13 protein-coding genes are annotated in these 17,659 nt (G+C 69.3%); 5 read left to right on the forward strand and 8 right to left on the reverse strand.

Translation table 11 applies throughout. The features are described 5' to 3' along the window. Nucleotides 1-72: 72 nt before the first annotated feature. From AC5RVS_RS03050 to AC5RVS_RS03085, 8 genes are all read right to left on the reverse strand, one after another. The gene (locus AC5RVS_RS03050; protein WP_494107052.1) at nt 73-1,173 is read right to left on the reverse strand and encodes an acyltransferase; all 1,101 of its coding nucleotides are present in this window, start codon (nt 1,171-1,173) and stop codon (nt 73-75) included. 86 nt (nt 1,174-1,259) lie between these two features. Then, nucleotides 1,260-2,345 carry an inositol-3-phosphate synthase gene (locus AC5RVS_RS03055; RefSeq protein WP_493988348.1) on the reverse strand — a complete coding sequence of 362 codons (1,086 nt, stop codon included), beginning with the start codon at nt 2,343-2,345 and terminating at the stop codon, nt 1,260-1,262. A gap of 129 nt (nt 2,346-2,474) precedes the next feature. After that, nucleotides 2,475-3,722 (reverse strand): DUF6716 putative glycosyltransferase, encoded by a 1,248-nt coding sequence (locus tag AC5RVS_RS03060; protein ID WP_494107053.1) that lies wholly within the window; start codon nt 3,720-3,722, stop codon nt 2,475-2,477. Further along, entirely contained in the window at nt 3,719-4,834 is a 1,116-nt protein-coding gene (locus AC5RVS_RS03065; protein ID WP_494107054.1) for a hypothetical protein, read from the reverse strand. Before AC5RVS_RS03065 ends, AC5RVS_RS03060 begins: the two co-directional genes overlap by 4 nt. A gap of 10 nt (nt 4,835-4,844) precedes the next feature. Next, a complete protein-coding gene (locus tag AC5RVS_RS03070) occupies nt 4,845-6,194 on the reverse strand; it encodes a polysialyltransferase family glycosyltransferase (RefSeq protein WP_494107055.1) in 1,350 nt (449 codons plus the stop codon). Beyond that, nucleotides 6,191-7,162: a glycosyltransferase gene (locus AC5RVS_RS03075; protein WP_494107056.1), complete on the reverse strand. Its 972-nt coding sequence runs from the start codon at nt 7,160-7,162 to the stop codon at nt 6,191-6,193. The genes AC5RVS_RS03070 and AC5RVS_RS03075 overlap by 4 nt, the downstream gene beginning before the upstream one ends. A gap of 9 nt (nt 7,163-7,171) precedes the next feature. Further along, a complete protein-coding gene (locus AC5RVS_RS03080) occupies nt 7,172-8,089 on the reverse strand; it encodes an N-acetylneuraminate synthase family protein (RefSeq protein ID WP_494107057.1) in 918 nt (305 codons plus the stop codon). Next, nucleotides 8,089-9,318 (reverse strand): cytidylyltransferase domain-containing protein, encoded by a 1,230-nt coding sequence (locus tag AC5RVS_RS03085; RefSeq protein ID WP_494107058.1) that lies wholly within the window; start codon nt 9,316-9,318, stop codon nt 8,089-8,091. Before AC5RVS_RS03085 ends, AC5RVS_RS03080 begins: the two co-directional genes overlap by 1 nt. A gap of 140 nt (nt 9,319-9,458) precedes the next feature. On the opposite strand from AC5RVS_RS03085, the gene AC5RVS_RS03090 reads away from it, so the two are divergent. The 5 genes from AC5RVS_RS03090 to AC5RVS_RS03110 all read left to right on the forward strand — a co-directional run bounded on the left by AC5RVS_RS03090 (nt 9,459) and on the right by AC5RVS_RS03110 (nt 17,406). Beyond that, nucleotides 9,459-11,048, forward strand: coding sequence for a glycosyltransferase family 87 protein (locus AC5RVS_RS03090; protein WP_494107059.1), 1,590 nt, complete (start codon nt 9,459-9,461; stop codon nt 11,046-11,048). Then, entirely contained in the window at nt 11,045-12,484 is a 1,440-nt protein-coding gene (locus AC5RVS_RS03095; RefSeq protein ID WP_494107060.1) for a phytoene desaturase family protein, read from the forward strand. Before AC5RVS_RS03090 ends, AC5RVS_RS03095 begins: the two co-directional genes overlap by 4 nt. Nucleotides 12,485-12,523: 39 nt before the next feature. After that, nucleotides 12,524-13,543 carry a PHP domain-containing protein gene (locus AC5RVS_RS03100; protein ID WP_494107061.1) on the forward strand — a complete coding sequence of 340 codons (1,020 nt, stop codon included), beginning with the start codon at nt 12,524-12,526 and terminating at the stop codon, nt 13,541-13,543. A 143-nt stretch (nt 13,544-13,686) separates the two neighbouring features. Continuing rightward, on the forward strand, nt 13,687-14,511 hold the full coding sequence (locus AC5RVS_RS03105; protein ID WP_494107062.1) for a fumarylacetoacetate hydrolase family protein: 825 nt from the start codon (nt 13,687-13,689) through the stop codon (nt 14,509-14,511). Nucleotides 14,512-14,550: 39 nt separating this feature from the next. Next, nucleotides 14,551-17,406 carry a helix-turn-helix transcriptional regulator gene (locus AC5RVS_RS03110; RefSeq protein ID WP_494107063.1) on the forward strand — a complete coding sequence of 952 codons (2,856 nt, stop codon included), beginning with the start codon at nt 14,551-14,553 and terminating at the stop codon, nt 17,404-17,406. Nucleotides 17,407-17,659 lie beyond the last annotated feature (253 nt).

Consider the following 17,659-nt stretch of genomic DNA (forward strand, 5'->3'; position numbering starts at 1 on the left):
CCTGCGCGGCTTCGGCCGGGCACTGCACCTCGGCCTGGAACGGCCGCTTCGGCTTGCTACCGCCGCATCGGCCTAGAACAACCGCCGCAGCACGGGCGTCCGCAACGCAACCAGGGTCAGGGCGAAGGAGCAGGCCGTGGCCACGGAGAACTTCAGGAACAAGAGCGGCAGCGACGGCTCGCGGTCCGGGAAGACGTGGAAGCTCAGCCACGTCAGGAACAGGTAGTGGCACAGGAACACGCCGAAGGAGGCGTTTGACAGCTGGACGAGCATCCGGCCCAGCCAGCCCGGCGGCTGCCACCCGGCCAGCAGGTGGTATACCGAGGCAAAGATGCACAACGCTGCCGCGGTGACACCGAGCCCCACGTAGCTGGACGGCGTGATGATGTTGAGCAGCGGCGTGGAATCCTGGTTGATCCAGTGCCAGATGTTGAAAACGGACAGCACGACGGCGGCGCCCCCCGCCGCTGCGACCGCACCGCGCGGGAGGCGCACCTGGGTGAGCACCCAGCCGGCCATGAAGTATCCCAGGTAAGGAAACCACTGGGTCAGGATGTTCCAGGGGTACTGCCAGCCCCACTCGTACTGGATGCTGGCGGCCTGGAGGCTGAACAGCGCCAGCGTCAGGACCAGCACGCCGCCGGTCGCGGCGGCCGCCCGTCGTAACGTCACCCGCTGCAGGTAGCGGGCAAGCGGCGGTGCCACCAGGTACAGGCCCAGGATCAGCCACAGGAAGTACAGGTGCGGGTACACGTGGGTGTCGAAGACGGACACCAGCACGGCGACCGGTTCGAGTTCGCGCCCGAGCATCAGGTGGCTGCCGAGGAAGATGTAGGCCAGGTGCCAGGCCACGAGGGCGGGCAGCAGCCGCAGGGCGCGTTTGCGGTAGAACGCCATGGCGCCTTCCGCGTGCGTCCGCGGCGCCAGCACCAGCGCGCCGGAAATGACGACGAAGACCGGCACCACCCAGATGAAGGCAATGTCGATGATCGCCGCCCAGACCCAGTCCGGTTGATGGCGGCGGTCATCGTCGCCGGCCAGCTCACCGAACGAGTGAATGGCCACCACGCCGACGATGCTGACAATGCGCAGGATGTCCAGCGCGTAGTTGCGGCGGGGGAGGGGGGTCGGTCCTCCGAGCTTCCCGGCGGGGGACAGGGAGGGGACGGCCATGAGCCCAATCTACCCGGAAGCCGCCGCCGGCTGGCAAAAAGAAGAACCGGGGCCGGCCTCAGGCCGGCCCCGGTTCTTACGGTGTCTTAGCGGTCGGAGTCGCCGCGGATGAAGGCTTCGACCTTCGCGCGGGCGGTGTCGTCGTCGTACTGTTCCGGCGGGGATTTCATGAAGTAGCTGGAAGCCGAGAGGATCGGCCCGCCGACGCCGCGGTCCAGGGCGATCTTGGCGGCACGGATGGCGTCGATGATCACGCCGGCCGAGTTGGGGGAGTCCCAGACCTCGAGCTTGTATTCAAGCGAGACCGGGGCGTCGCCGAAGTTGCGGCCTTCGAGGCGGACGAACGCCCACTTGCGGTCATCCAGCCAGGACACGTAGTCCGAGGGGCCGATGTGCACGTCGTCGTCGCCGAGCACGGCCGAAGTGTTGGAGGTGACGGCCTGGGTCTTGGAGATCTTCTTGGACTCCAGGCGCTCGCGCTCGAGCATGTTCTTGAAGTCCATGTTGCCGCCGACGTTCAGCTGGTAGGTCCGGTCCAGCACCACGCCGCGGTCTTCGAACAGCTTGGCCATCACGCGGTGGGTGATGGTGGCACCGATCTGGCTCTTGATGTCGTCGCCGACGATCGGAACCCCGGCCGCGGTGAATTTGTCGGCCCATTCCTGGGTGCCGGCGATGAAGACCGGAAGGGCGTTAACGAACGCGACGCCGGCGTCGATGGCGCACTGTGCGTAGAACTTGGCGGCCTTCTCGGAACCGACCGGCAGGTAGCAGACCATGACGTCTACCTTGGCCTTGCGCAAAGCAGCGACCACGTCCACGGGCTCGTAGTCGGACTCCACGATGGTCTCGCGGTAGTACTTGCCCAGGCCGTCCAGGGTGTGGCCGCGCTGGACCTTGACGCCCGTGGCCGGAACATCGGCGATCTTGATGGTGTTGTTCTCGCTGGCGCCGATCGCGTCAGCCAGATCCAGGCCCACTTTCTTGCCGTCGACGTCGAATGCGGCGACGAACTCCACGTCGTCGACGTGGTAGGCGCCGAACTTGACGTGCATCAGGCCGGGGATCGTTGCGCTCGGGTCGGCGCCACGATAGTAGTGGACGCCCTGGACCAGCGAGGCCGCACAGTTTCCAACACCGACGATCGCTACCCGGATGGGGTTCTCTGCCACGGTTCTCCTTCGAAACACTTCTGTATGGCCGCCGCGCCGATGGCGGGCAGCCTATCCAGTCTACGCCGTGTTTCAACACATCAGCGGGTTTGTCCATTCCCGGGCAGGTGCGCGGAGTGGTTTGGGCGCTCAGGCGGGCTGCCGCCGGGCGTTGCGCAGCCGGCGCACCAGCCTCAGAGCCGGCGCGGGCAGGACGGTGCGCAGCCTGGCGCGCAGCTTGCGGCGTTGCACCGCGGCCAGGCGCTCCGGATCGGTCGCCAGCTTCCCGGCCCGGGCGCGCGCCGCGAAGCTGGCCAGCAATTCATCCAGCCGCACCGACTGGGCGTGGAAGTAGTTGTCCCGCAGCCAGCGCGGGTCGGGGTGCCCGAACCGGCCGGCCACCAGGTCCTGCAGGTTGCCGACCAGCCCGGAACCGTCGAACACCTTGTTCAACATCTGCTCGGAGAGTCCGAAGTCGTCCAGGATGAGCACCGGCAGGCCGGCGTCGAGCGCTTCCAGGGCCGCGGTGGAACTGACGGTCACCATGGCCGCTCCCGCGCTGAGCTGTTCCGACATGGGGCCGGTGCAGAACTGCAGTTCGTGCCCGCCCACCGCCCGCGCCGCGACCAGGTCCGCCCACAACTGGTCGAACGGGTACTGCTCCATGTGCGTCTGCGGCTCGCCCGCCCAGGCCCGCAGCTTCACCCGCACGGACAGCTCCGGCCGCCGCCTGGCCAACGCCGCGAGGGCCTGCAGGATGGCGACGCGCTGCTCGCGCTCCACCGGGACTTTGGCCTGGGGCGCGAACACCACCGAGTCCAGCGGCTTCTGCTGCGGCTCCGGACGGCCGGGCGAGGCCAGGAACGGCAGCCGTGAAACCAGGATCCGTTGGGACAGCCCCATGGCGTCGGCCAAGTCGCTGAACGCCCGGCATTCGGCGTGGCTGTGGGTGATGAACGCGTCGCCGAGCGCCCGGTAGTTCAGCGCCTTGCGGGTCGCGGGGAAGGCGACGCCGGGCAGCGCGGACACCAGTGCCGGCCGCTGCGGCATCCGGGACGCCTGGGTGAAAATTTCTTCCACGATGGGTCCGGTGGCTGCTGCCAGCACGATGTCGGCGCCGGCCAGCGCGGCCCGCAAGCCGGAGGCGGGGATCACCCGCGGCGCCTTGCCGGCCAGGAACGTCCCGGCCGTAGCAGCCTGGGTCTGCTCCAGTGTCGGAAGGATGGGGGAGCGCACCAGCAGCACCTCTCGCTCCCACCCGGCACCGACGGTCTCCAGCGTGGCGCAGGCGAACTTCAGGTAGGAGTCGCTGTCGGCAATTGCCAGCAGACGGAACGGCTGGACCGGGTGGTGCCCGTCGGCCGCGGGTACGGCGGCTTGCCGAGGATCCGCCGTCATCGCTTGCCTCCGTCACACAGGGAGCTGCTCAGGTGCCGGCGCAGTTCCTCCGTTGTCTCGGGCAGCCACCAGTCGTGCGGTACCGGCTGCCCCTTCAGCGGTACGCCGGAAGGGGCAAGGATCAGGCGCAGCGAGGCCAGTACCGTAGAGGGCAGGGCGCGGACTGCCTGCCCGGGCCGCAGGCCGCGCAGGCGCATTTCCACCGGGATCGTGTGTTGCTTGACGTGGATCAGCGGATGCTCCGCCAGGACGCTGAGCAGTTCCGGTTGTTCCCGGCGGTGCGGGAAATACGCAACCGGGCCGTCGTCGGTCAGTGACCGTACCCAGTCCAGGTATGGCTCCGCCCGGATCAGTCCGTCGGCGGGCATGGCCGAACCGACCACGATGGTCGGTTCGCTGATGTTCTCGGTGACAGGCTGGGTGCCCAGCCACTCGAAACGGTGCCGTTCCAAGTGCCCGCCGAGGGCCCGGAACTTCTTCTCCACTGCCGGCTGCACGGCCAAGGCCGTGAACACCAGCAGCCGGCCCTGGCTGGCCATCCGGCGCAGGGTCCACCAGGTGGCCAGGCCCAGCGCCTTGCGGCGGGTGGTCGGCACGGCCCGCGGCCGGATCAGCGGGACGGGTCGCGCGCTGACCAGCATGTGCAGCAGGCTCAGCGTCGCCAGGCCGTCGTCCACGATGACCAGTTCGTCCGCGCCGACGCCGCGCAACAGTTCCGCCTGGACCTTGCCGGAGTAGGCGTCGCCGGTGACCCAGCGGTCGAGCTTTTTGTTGCGCACGGCGGGGAGGGCGGCCGACGGCGGCGCGAACCGGACGCCGCTCGGCACCTGTTCCATCAACGATTGCAGTGTGCTGTCCATGCCTACGGCATCGCTGCGGGGGTAGATGAGCGTTTCCTGTCCCAGCAGGCCGGCACCGTGTGCCTCGACGGCGCTGAGCAACTGCAAGGGGGACTCGGCCCAGACGGCAGCCCGGCCGAAGCGCGGGCGCACCAGTTCGCTCCGGCGCCGCCCCCACTGCGTCTTGGACCTGGCGGGCGGACGGGTTGGACGGCCGTCCGCCGCCGGCCCGAGCTGGGGAAGGAACGCCGCGGTGATCGCTGTTTCCGTCATGGCGCCAGCCTCACGGGGCGACCCGTGGCCGGAGTTTGCGGACCACACGCCGGCCCAGCCGCCCGACTTTGGCCAGCGGGTGGGCGGCCACGGCCGGCGGCAATCCGCCCGGCAGCTGAAGCTTGGTCAGCCGCCGCCGCTTGAAGTAGCGCATATGGGGTCCGTCCTGGATGTGGTGCAGATAAGTCTCCGCACTCCGGCGGCCTGCTGCCAGCGTATCGGCCTGCATGCAGTAGGAGACGGCCTCGACCAGTTGCTGCAGGCGGCGGGCCGGGGGAGTGTCTGCCGCCTCCTGGTCCGGGGCTTGGACGTTTTGTTCCAGGATCGCGTCGATGATGGTGACCGGCACGCGGTTGCTGTTTTCGTACGGAGTCAGCCGCTCCAGCAGCAGCTCGGTTCCTACGGCCGCCGCATCGATGTTGAACAGGTACTTGGCGGTCATGAGGGCGGTGGAGAAACAGCTGACCACCAACTGCGGCTGAAGACGCTGCATGACTACTTCCGCGGGAACGGAGGACTCCAGGATATCCAGCTGTACACCGAGGTCCCCGGCCGCCGACTGGACGGAGCGCACGGCTCCCGGGCCGGCGCTGGGATGGGGTTTGAAGATGCAGTGCCGCAGCCCCCGCTCCATGGCCTTTTCGATCATCCGGCGGTGCAGCGCCACTTCTTCCTCGGCCGACAGGATTCCGAGCTCGGACAGGTACTGGCCCAGCAGCAGCGCGCTTCCGGCGGCCTCCGGTTGGGACACCGGAAGCACCATGGGCGGCACCGACCGGTTCAACTCCTCCATGGCGCGACGCAGGGAGGCCGGATCCACCGGCAGCAGCTTGGGATCGTGCTCCCGCAACAACTGCGGGCGCAGCCCCGGAACAAGGTCCACATACAGCAGGGAATCGAGCCGCTGGGCCACGGCCAGCGGGACGGGGTTGCGCGTGGGGCCGTAGCTCATCAGGCCGTCCGAATGTACTGAGACGGCGGCCCGGGCGAAGGTCCGGGCCAGGGCAACCGCAGGGTTGACCTGGATGGACTCGACATAAAGGTGGACCGGATCGTCGCCCAGATCCCATTCCGAGCGCAGCAGCTTTTGCCATAGATCCAGGTCTTGCTCGCGGGGATTGAACTGCCCCGGCCGCCGGGGCCAGAGCAGCTTGCTGAGGTCCACCACGCGGTCGAACCTGCGGGCGGCTTCGGTGAAGCCCGGCGACTCGTGGAACGGGACAGTGATCTCCGGAATCATGGCGTTGTTGGTCAACACGAGGATGCGTTCGGCGCCGGTCTCGGGCACGGTCCCGTCGTCCACGGCCGCGGCCAGCGAGACGACCTGGTAGAGGGTTGATACGACGAAGAGTTCTTTCACTTCACTGTTCCGATCGCTGTTGCCAGCTTCTGACGCCGGTTCTTGTCCAGGGCCGCCAGACAGGCGCTGACGGCGGGGGTCGGAAGGCTGGCCACGGCAGCGCGGATCCCGGACGTCAGTTCCCGGCGGACAGCTTTGGACATCGAGTCCGACCGGTCGAGATGATGGCAGGCGATGGCCAGGAATTGCCGGATCGCTTTCGGCCGAAAGCGGTCTGCCTCGCGGTCTGCGGCCACCAGCCGGAAGACCTCGGCGTAGCTGCGCAGGAAATCCAACTGCCTGCGGTCGAATATCTGGCTCAAGGACGTGGCGACGCCCCGGCGGTAGAAAGCACCCAACTGGTCCGAAACCGCGTAGGAGGTTGCCTGCAGATGCAGGCGCCAGATCCAGGGACGGTCCTCGGCGGTATGCAGGCCGTCCACAAAGTGCAGCAGCCCGGCCTCCTTGAGCGCGCCGTCGAAGATGCCGAAGGGCGCGAACGGATAATCCACCATGCTCGAGGCGTCGATGGGACCAATGTCCTGGCGGGGATCGAGGGCAACGCCGCGCACAGCCTGCGGCGCGCGATGAATGGTCCGGATTCCATTGGCGTGCCGGATGTGGTCCACGCGCAGGAAGTCCACCCCCAGCTCCCTGATCTCGGCGGTGATGCGCGACAGGTGGCCGGGCGCGTACCAGTCATCCGGGTCGAAGAAGGCGATGTAGCGTCCGGTGGAGGCGTCCAGCCCCTTGTTGCGGGCCGCGGCCAGGCCGGTTGCGGCGTCGTTGCGGAGGATGCGCAGGCCGGGGAGCCGGCCGGTGAAGGCGGCGGCCAGCTCCCCGGTCCCGTCGGTGGAACCGTCATCGACGACGATGATTTCCATGACCGAGGGATCATCGAACTGGCGGGTCAGGCTGGTCATCGCGTCGCGGATGAAAGGGGCCTGGTCTTTCGCCGGGATGATGACGCTCAGTAATGGCTGGTTCATGACGTGTGGTTAGCCGTCCACCCGGCGCAGGCGGGACAGCGGTGCCAGTTCGCCCGGGAAGACGCGCTTGACGCCGTCGCCCATGGCTTCTTCCAGGATCCGGATGTCGCGGATCAGCGCCTCGAAGCCCTTGGGCTCCAGCGAGGACGCCTGGTCCGATCCCCACATGGTCCGGTCCAGGGTGATGTGCCGTTCCACCGTCACGGCGCCCAGGGCCACGGCGGCCAGCGAGATCTGCAGGCCGCGTTCGTGCCCGGAGTAGCCGACCGGCACCTGGTAACGCTCCTGCAGCGTGGTGATCATCCGCAGGTTCGCCTCTTCCGGCGGCAGCGGGTAGGTGGAGGTGGCGTGCATCAGGATCAGCTTGTCCGTGCCCAGAACCTCCACGGCCTTGTCGATCTGCTCGATCGTGGACATGCCGGTGGACAGGATCACCGGCTTGCCGGTCTCGCGCAGCGCGGTGAGCAGTTCAAGGTCGGTCACGGAGGCGGAGGCGACCTTGTGAGTCAGCGCGCCGGCTTCCTCCATGAACGCGACGGAGGGCACGTCCCACGGCGAGGCGAAGCAGTGCAGGCCCCGGTCGGCGGCGTGGGAGATCAGCTTCTGGTAGATCGGCATGTCGAACTCGACCCGGTACCGGTAGTCCAGGTAGGTCATCTCGCCCCACGGGGTGGAGCGCATCTTGTCCCGCATGTCCGCGGGGGTGGAGATCTCCGGGGTGCGCTTCTGGAACTTCACCGCGTTCGCGCCGGCCTCGGCGGCGACGTCGATCAGCTGCTTGGCGATCTCGATGTCGCCGTTGTGGTTGATGCCGATCTCGCCGATCACGTAAACCGGCTGTCCGGCACCGACCTGCACGTCGCCGATCGCGACGGGCGCCGGGGAACCGGCGGGAACATTGGCGGAAACGGTAGCTTCGGTAGTCATCAGTGCACTCTCTCTGTTGTTGCTGCTGTGGTGGCTTGTTGCCGGCGGCGCTCGTCGGCGGCACCGCTGTGGGCGGCGAGGATGAGTTCGCAGATTTCGCGGACCGCACCTTCGCCGCCGTGATGCTGCAGCACGGTCCGTGCCGCAGCCTTGACCTCGGCGCGGGCGTCGCCCACAGCCACCGGCCAACCAACGACGCCCATGGCGGGCAGGTCGTTGACGTCGTTGCCCACGTAGGCAACCCGGTCGGGATCCAGCCGGTTGGCGGATATCCACTGGCGGACCGCTCCGGCCTTGTCCGAGACGTCCTGGAGGACGTCGATGCCGAGCTTTCCGGCCCGGGCGCTGACCACCTTGTTGCGTTCGGTGGACAAAATCAGTTGCGGAATGCCGGTGCTGCGCAGTCGGGAAATTCCCATGCCGTCCTCGCGGCTGACGCGGACAAACTCTTCGCCTTCGGCATTCACGAAGGCGTGGTCGTCGGTGTGGACGCCGTCGAAGTCCATGACCAGGGCGTCCACGTCGACCGCGCCGGCCACCGGCGCGCCCGCCCGGCCGGACAGTGCCCGGACCACGTCGAGGTCTTCCAGCGAGTCGATTTCGACGGCCTGCCCGGCGGGCACTTCCTGCAGCTTCAGCCGGCCGAAGAAGCGGTGCCCGCGTTCGAGGAAACCCTCGGTGCGCATGGCGTAGAACGCCCCTGTTTCGCGGTACTGCGGCCGGCGGTCCTGGCGGCGGGGCCGCACGTCGGCGCTGTGCCCGACGGCGGTGACGGCACCGTCGTCGTCAAGCGTCCAATGGAACGCGTGGCTTTCGGTGACGGAGAAGGCGACGTCGGCGCGGTCCTCCAGCACGTCCAGGACGGCCCGGTCCAGGTGCTCCGGTTCGATGAACGGCGAGGTGCACTGCAGCAGGACGGTGACCGCCGGGGGCCGGGGCAGCGTGGCGAGCACGTGGAGCACGGCGGATTCGCTGGTGGCGGTATCCCCGGAAAGCTCCGCGGGGCGGATGACGACGCGGGCGCCGCAGCGTGCGGCTTCGGCCGCGATGTCCGGATGGTCGGTGCTGACGACGACGTCGGTCACGGACGGGGCCGCCAACGCACTGTCGATGGCGCGGGCCACGAGGCTCCGCCCGGCCACGGGCAACAGGTTCTTGAACGGGATCCCTTTGGAACCGCCGCGGGCCGGGATGACGACCAGGACTTCCTGCGGATCGTTGTAACTCATTGGAGTCACGGTAGGAAGCACCGGTAACGGCCGGGGGTGGACCAGGTTACGGGAAGGCGTGCAACAGCGGACGAAATGGGTAACCTGCCGCACGGACCCGGATCTGTGGCCGATGGTGCCGCCGACAGTAGTCTTGGACCATGCCCGGGTCCCGCTCTTCGCGCCGCATGCCGCTGCGCATAGTGGTGCCCAGCCGTAACGACCCGCTCCTGAGGCAGTTCACCGAAATGGTGGGCGGACCGTTGGGCCGGCACAGCGCCCCGGGCCTGGTCTCGCCCGGATTTTTCACCGTGGAGCGCGTGCTGATCATCTTGACCACGCTCGCCGCGCTGCTTTCCGTCGTGGTCAAAACGCCGTGCCGGCTGGCCGGGTGGGAGTTGCCGGACTATTTCTACATGGGCTGCTATTCGGACTGGCCGGTGCTGTTCGAGTCCCGCGGCCTCGCCGAAGGTGTGATGCCGTTCGTCACGGCGGGAAGTTCCTTCGAGTACCCCGTGTTGCTGGGGCTGGTGGCCGGGGCGACGGCGTGGCTGGTTCCCGGCGAGGGCGCGTCCCCGGAACGGGCCCTGGCCTATTTCGATATCAACGCCACCCTGGTGGCCGTGGTCTGGCTGGTCACCGTCATCGCGACGGCGCGGATGAGCCACCGGCGGCCCTGGGACGCGGCGATGGTGGCGCTGGCCCCGGGCATTGTGCTCGCCGGGACGATCAACTGGGACCTCTGGGCCGCAATGCTGGCCGCCCTGGCGATGCTCGCCTTCGCACGGCGCCGCCCGGTCCTGGCCGGGGTGTTCATCGCCCTCGGCGCGGCGCTCAAGTTGTATCCGGTGCTGATCTTGGGGCCCATCCTGCTGCTGGCGGTGCGGACCGGCAGGTACCGCCCCCTGGCCCGGTCCGCCTTGGCGGCGGCCGCGACCTGGCTGGCGGTCAATCTTCCGTTCATGCTGCGGGACTTCGGCGGCTGGTTCCACTTCCTCGACTACAGCCGGCAACGCGAAGCCGGTCATTCGTCGATCTGGTACGCCTACAACTTGACGGCGCAACGGCAGCAACTGCCGGTCCTCAGCCCCGAATTCATCAACACCGCCTCCTTCCTCCTGTTTGCGGCCGCCTGCGCGGGCATCGCGCTCCTGGCCTTGGCGGCGCCGAGGCGGCCCCGGATGGCGTCCCTGGTTTTCCTGGTGGTGGCCGCCTTCGTGCTCACCAACAAGGTCTACTCGCCGCAATTCGTGGTGTGGCTGGTGCCACTGGCCGTACTCGCGCATCCCCGGTGGCGCGACTTCCTGATCTGGCAGTTTTTCGAGGCCATGCACTGGTGGGCCGTCTGGATGCATCTGGGCCAGGTGACGAGCGGCGGCGAAGCGGCGCGCAATCTGGACGCCCCGTACTACGTGCTGGCCGTCATCGCTCATGTTGCAGCAACGGCATACATGGCGGGGAAGGTGGTGCGGGCCATCTGGTCGCCGGAGCATGATCCGGTCCGCCGCGTGGGCACCGACGACCCGCAGGGCGGGGGTTACAACGGGGCGCCCGACAGGTTCACGCTGCCGCTGCCGGGCGGCACCAGGGGCCGCGGTGCCGGTCCGCCGGCCGCCAAGACGAGCGGGCAGGGCGAATATGCGCCGCCAGGCATAAAAGCGTGGCGGCGGCCTTCCATCTGGCCTGGCATTGCCGGTGAGGCCGCGCAGGCCACAAGGTGGAAGCCACAGCGTGAAGGAGATCCAACGTGACGGACGTAGCGGTAGTCGGCGCCGGGCCGAACGGGTTGGCGGCGGCCGTCATCATGGCGCGCGCGGGCCTCGGCGTCACGGTCTTCGAAGCGGCAGCCACGCCCGGCGGCGGCTCGCGCACGCTGGAGCTGATGGAGCCGGGCCACTGGCACGACGTCTGCTCCGCGGTGCATCCGATGGCCGCGGCCTCGCCGTTTTTCCGGGACTTCGGGCTGGACCAGCGGATCGAACTGCTGGTGCCGGACGTCTCCTACGGCCAGGTGATCGACGGGGCCGCCGCGGCGGTCGCCCATCGCGACCTCGACCGGACCGTGGACGGGTTGGGGGCCGACGGCGGCGCGTACCGGCAGCTGATGGAGCCGCTCGTCGCCCGGACCGACGCGCTGCTCGAGTTCACCATGGACCAGCTCCTCCAGGTGCCCGCGAGCCCGGTCACGGCCTTCCGGTACGGGCTCCGCGCCCTGGAGCAGGGCTCACCCGCCTGGAACCTGCGCTTCAAGGAACAGTTCGCACCGGCGCTGCTGACCGGCGTCGCCGCACACACGACCGGCGGGGTGCGCCGCCTCTCGTCCGCTGGTGCGGGGCTGATGCTGGGCGCGCTCGCCCATGCCGTGGGCTTCCCCCTGCCCGCCCGGGGATCACAGGCCATCATCGACGCCATGGCCGAGGACCTGCGGGCCCACGGCGGCCGGCTGGAGACCGGGCACCGGGTCGCGTCGCTCGCCGAGCTGACCGGCGCCGAGGCAGTGATGCTGGATACCTCACCCACCGAGCTGCTGCGGCTGGCCGGCGGCCGGCTCCCGTCCCGCTATGCGCGCGCCCTGCGGCGCTTCCGCTACGGACCCGGGGCGGCCAAGGTGGACTACATCCTGTCCGGGCCGGTTCCGTGGACCCATCCGGACCTGCGCCGGGCCGGCACCGTGCATCTGGGCGGGACACGGGAACAGATGGCAGCCTCCGAGCGGGAGATTGCCCGGGGCCGGCACTCGGAGGACCCGGTGATCCTGACGGCGCAGCCCGCCGTGGTCGATCCGTCCCGGGCACCCGCGGGGCGCCACGTGCTCTGGACCTATTGCCACGTTCCGGGCGGTTCCACCCGGGACATGGAGCCGGTCATCACCGCTGCGCTGGAGCGCGCCGCCCCCGGGTTTACCGACCTCGTGGTGGATTCGGCCAGCATGTCCGCGGCCGACTACGAGGCCTACAATCTCAACTACGTCGGCGGCGACTTCGGGACCGGGGCCGTCAGCCTGCCGCAGCTCGCGGCGCGTCCGGTGCTGAGCCGGAAGCCCTGGCAGACCCCGCTGCACGGCGTCTATTTGTGCTCGGCTGGGACACCGCCGGGCCCGGGCGTGCACGGCATGGCCGGCTACCGCGCCGCCGAGCTGGCCCTGCGGGAGCAATTCGGACTGGCTGTCCCGGTCCTGAGACCGTAAGCCATGGATCAGCGGGCGGTGCCAGTGGAAGATGGTCCCATGGATCCTGTCGCCGCCTTGAACGAAATCGCCTTCTGGCTGGAGCGCGAACTCGCCCCAACGTACAAAGTGCAGGCTTTCCGGAGGGCAGCCGCGGTCGCCGGCGGGCTGGATCCCGGCGAACTCGCCGAGCGGGCGCGCACCGGCCGGCTGAAGAGCATGAAAGGGATCGGTTCCAGCACCTTCGTGGTGATCCAGCAAGCGGTCGACGGCGAGGTCCCCGACTATCTGGCGAAGGTGCGGGAGCGCGCCGCCGCGCCCCTGGCCGAGGGCGGCCGCGAGCTCCACCAGGCCCTGCGCGGTGATCTGCACAGCCACAGCGACTGGTCCGACGGCGGCTCGCCGCCGGAAGCCATGGCCGATGCCGCCCGCTGGCTCGGCCGCGACTACCTCGCCCTGACCGACCACTCGCCGAACCTCACGGTTGCCAATGGCCTGAGCGCGGAGCGGCTGGCCAGGCAGCTCGAGCTGGTCGCGGAGATCAACGCCGGAGCGGACGGCTTCCGGGTGCTGACCGGGATCGAAGCCGACATCCTGGAGAGCGGCGAACTGGATCAGTCACCGGAGATGCTCGACCGGCTGGATGTGGTGGTCGCCAGCGTGCATTCCAAGCTGAGGTCGGACCGGGGCACCATGACCCGCAGGATGCTCGGCGCCATCGAGAACCCGCGCACCAACGTGCTGGGCCACTGCACGGGGCGGCTGGTCAAGGGATCACGGGGAACGCGGCCGCAGTCGGAGTTCGACGCCGGGCGCGTGTTCGCCGCGTGCGCCGAGAACAACGTTGCGGTCGAAATCAACTCCCGGCCCGAGCGGCAGGACCCTCCGGACGAGCTCATCCAGTTGGCCCTCGACGCCGGCTGCCTGTTCAGCATCGACAGCGATGCCCACGCGCCCGGTCAGCTCGACTTCCTCCACTACGGCGCCGAACGGGCGGCCGCAAACGGCGTCCCGGCCGAACGGATCATCACCACCTGGCCGGTGGAGCGCCTGCTCGAGTGGACCCGGGCGGGCAGGTAGCCCGCTGGTGCAGGATGCCGGCTGACCGTCCCGACGCAGCCTTCCCGTGAGCCGTGGCGGCACCGTATATCGTGCAAAGAGGGCTGCCATCGGAGCCCAACAACATAACGACGGCGGTGCACGGCTGCCGCAAGGAGGTACAGATGCGTCTGGGGACAGTACGGCGGAACGGGACCACGCAGGCGTTCCGGCAGGACGGCGACGCCACCGAATACCTGCCGGCCAGGGACGTCGGAGAGCTGCTGCAGCGCGGGGACTGGCGCACGCTCTCCGGGGAGCCGGGCCCGGCGCCCGCGGCGTCGGAGCTTCAGCTGCCGATCCTGCACCCGGGCAAGATCCTCTGCGCCGGCCTGAACTATTACGCCCACGCCGAAGAAGTGGGCCAGGAGGTCCCGAAGTACCCCACGATCTTCACCAAGTACGCGAACGCGCTGGTCGGCCCCACGGACGACGTGGTGCTGCCGGCGGCCAGCTCGAAGATCGACTGGGAGGCCGAGCTGACCGTGGTGATCGGCTCCCGCGTCCGGCACGCCGATGAGGCCGCAGCCCGGGACGCGATCGCCGGCTACACGGTGATGAACGACGTCTCGGTCCGGGACTGGCAGGGCCGCACCTCGGAATGGTTCCAGGGTAAAAACTGGGACCGGATGACGCCGGTGGGCCCCGTCGTCGTCACGGCAGACGAGCTGGATCCGGAAGCGGGGCTGGCGGTGGAATGCGAGCTGGACGGCGTGGTCAAGCAGTCGGGCAACACCTCGGACCTGATCTTCTCCTGCGCGCAGCTCGTGTCCTACGTCAGCCAATTCATGACCCTGGAACCCGGCGACCTGCTGGCCACCGGCACCCCGGCCGGCGTGGGACTGGCCCGGAAACCGCGGGAATGGATTTCCGCCGGGGCGCACCTGGTGACCCGGATCGAGGGAATCGGCGAGCTGCACAACCGCTGCGTGGCCGAAGAACGGCGCTGAAACGTCGAATTTGTCCCGCCGGCGTCCTAGGATCAAGGAGTGGCACAAACACGGCTGTTTGGGCGTGACCGGGAGGTGGCGCAGTGGCGCGACCTCGCCACTGCTGTGGAATCCGGGCGCAGCATCGAACTGACCGTCAGCGGCCCGTCCGGAATCGGCAAGACATCCCTGCTGGAGACGGTGTGCGCCGATGCCTCCGCGCGCGGCTGGAAACTGCTGCGCGCCGCCGGCGCCGCCCGCCGCTCGTTGCCCGGGTCCATGTTCTGGCAGTGGTTCGCGCCGCTGGCCCAGCAGGTGCCGGACCAGGGCCCGCCGTTCGACGGGCAGGGCCGGGTGCTGCATACCTTCCTGACGTACGCGGGCGGCCCGCTGCACAAGGACGCCCTGACCTATTCCGCCTCCTGGGTACTGCGCTCGCTGGCCCAGGAGGGACCGGTGGCCGCCGTGGTGGACGACGCCCAGTGGCTCGATGAACTCTCGCTCCAGTCGCTGTCCGACATGGCGGGCCTGCTGATCGACGCCCCGCTGCTGCTCCTGCGCGGGGTGCGTACCGGCCAGGGTGCGGAGCGCGGCGACGGTATCCGGGCGGACTCCCTGCTGCTGGGTGCCGACGACCGCGGTGCCCGCGGCGGTACCTCCCGTGCCGATGGGCGCGTGCACTGGCCGCTGGAACCGCTGGACCGCCAGGCCGTGGCAGAGTGGACAGCCGACCGGAGGCCCGCCGCGGATCATGCCGTGGCGGCGCGCATCCATGCGGCGGCGGGAGGACTGCCGTTCTATGTCCACGAACTCCTGGAGGACGGCGCCGGGGCAGGGCTCGACGGCGCGGGCGTCAATAAGGTCAGCGCGGAAGCCGCGGTGCTCGAAGACCGCCTCAACCGGCTCTCGGCGACCGAGCGCGCGGTGCTGGACGCCGTCGTCGTCCTGGGGGAGGACGCCAGCCACCAGCTCCTGGCACGCATGACCGGGCTGCCGGTGGCCGGACTGACCCCGGTGCTGAAGCGCCTTGCCGCCGCGCGGTTCCTGAGCTCCCTGCGTCCCCGTCCGCGGATCCAGCACGCCCTGGTGGCCGAAGCGGTGCTCGCCACGCTGGAGCCCGACCGGCAGGCCGAACTGCACGGCCAGGCTGCGGCCGCCCTGATGGCGCAGGGCAGCGAGAGCGCAGTAGTGGCGGGCCATCTCCTGGCGACCAGGCCTGGCACCGACCCCGCCTCGGCCGAAATCCTGCTCGATGCCGCCGGCGGCGCCCGCCGCATCGGCGCGGCGGAGCTTGCCGTCCGGCTCATCGAACGGGCCATGGCGGAGAACGGGCTGGCACCGGATCTGCAGCGGCGGATCGTGATTGAAGCGTCGCTGGCCCATCAGGCGGCCGGCCACCTCAAGGAGGCGGAGGCCCTGGGACGGCGGGCGCTGGCCATGACCCACGGCACCCGGGCGCGCGTGGAGCTGCTGCTGGATTTCGCCGAGGCCCGGTATTCGATCAACCGGGTGGAGGAAAGTTCGCGTTACTACAGCCAGGCACTGAGCGAATTGGAAAACGACGACGACCCGCACACCGAGCTCCGGCGCCGGGTCGTTGCGCTGGCGACAGGGGCAGGGTTCCAGCAACTGCAGTTCGCCACGCAGTACGGCCAGGAGCTGGCGAGCCTCCTGGCGCAGGACCCGGCGCAAGACGGCCCGAGCGACCGGCTGTTGTTGGTGCAGGAGGCGCTGCGGCTGACCGTGACCGGAACGGATGCCAAGCGCAGCGGCGAGCTGGCGCTGCGGGCGTGCGCCGGCGGAAAGCTGCTGGCGGAAGTCGGCGCGGAGTCCAACATCATCAACTACGCGACGGGTGCGCTCAACGGCTCCGAACAGGACGCCGCGGCCCTTGAGCTGCTGGACGCCGCCATAGCCGAGGCGCGGGCCAACTCCTCGCCCATGGCGAACGCCACCCTGACCTACTGCCGCGGGGCCATCCATCTGAACCGGGGGCGGCTGCGGCTGGCCCAGATGGACCTGGAAACGAGCATGCAGGCGGCAGACACCGGCTGGCGGACGTATCTGGAGGTAGCCTGCGTGACGCTGGCCGAGGTCTACCTGGCCCGTGACGATCTTGCCGCCGCCGACGCCCTGCTGAAACGGGTCCCGCTGGCGGAAGAACGCGTGCCGCTGGTGCAGGCCATGGCGCTGCAGCTGCACGGAGTGGTGGCCGCCGGCCACGGGGACCACCAGTTGGCGCTCGAGTACTTCGCCACCGCCATGGACCTCGGCGCCGGCCTGGGCCCGACGCTGAATCTGTGGACGCGCAGCGCCATTGAATCCGCCGCCCGCGCCGGGCAGACCGAATACGCCTCCGCGGTGGCCGCGGAACTGCTCCAGGAGGTCCGCTCCTTCGGCGCCCCGCGCCTGACCGGCACCGTGCTGCGGGCCGCCGCGCTGGCCCAGCCGGGGCCGAGCGCCGTCGTCATGCTGCGCGAAGCCATCGCCCTGCTCGAAGCCCATGAGGGCCGCTACCAGCTGGCGCTGGCCCTGGCCGACCTGGCCGAGATCTGCCTGCAGCCTGGGCAGGGCGACGCGCTGCTGGCGTTCCGGACGGAAGCGCTGGCGGCGGCGCGCAAGGCACTGGTCCTGGGGAACCGGATAGGGGCCGCCGCGGTGGCACGGCGCATGACCCACCTGCTGGCGCAGCAGGATCATCGCCTGCCGCTGGTCGCGGAGAACAAGGCCGACCGGCTGACGCCGGCCGAGTACCGGGTCTGCTCCCTGGCGGCCAGGGGACTCACGAACCGGAAGATTGCGGCGGAGCTGTTCATCACCATCAAGGCGGTGGAGTGGCACCTGTCCCGGTCGTTCGCCAAGCTGGGAATTGCCTCCCGCAAGGACCTGGCGGCCGTGCTGGACCGGCAGGACTGAGGTGCTGCCGGGCTAGCCCCGCAGCACCCTAGGGTTTCCTAACTAGGGTGGATTGATCTGGCATACCGAAGCCGCCGGGATCATGATTGAAGGTGTCAGCAACCGGAACGGGAGACCACACCGGAGGCGGCGGCATCCGGATCCCAGTTGGGGGGACGCGCTTTAGGGCGGTGGATCCGATGCCGCACACGAAATGGCTCGAAGTGAGTTGGCTAATGGGGAGGCCTGACTTTGAGCCATTTCGTATGCCCGC

The organism is Arthrobacter sp. Y3221048, assembly GCF_059092685.1.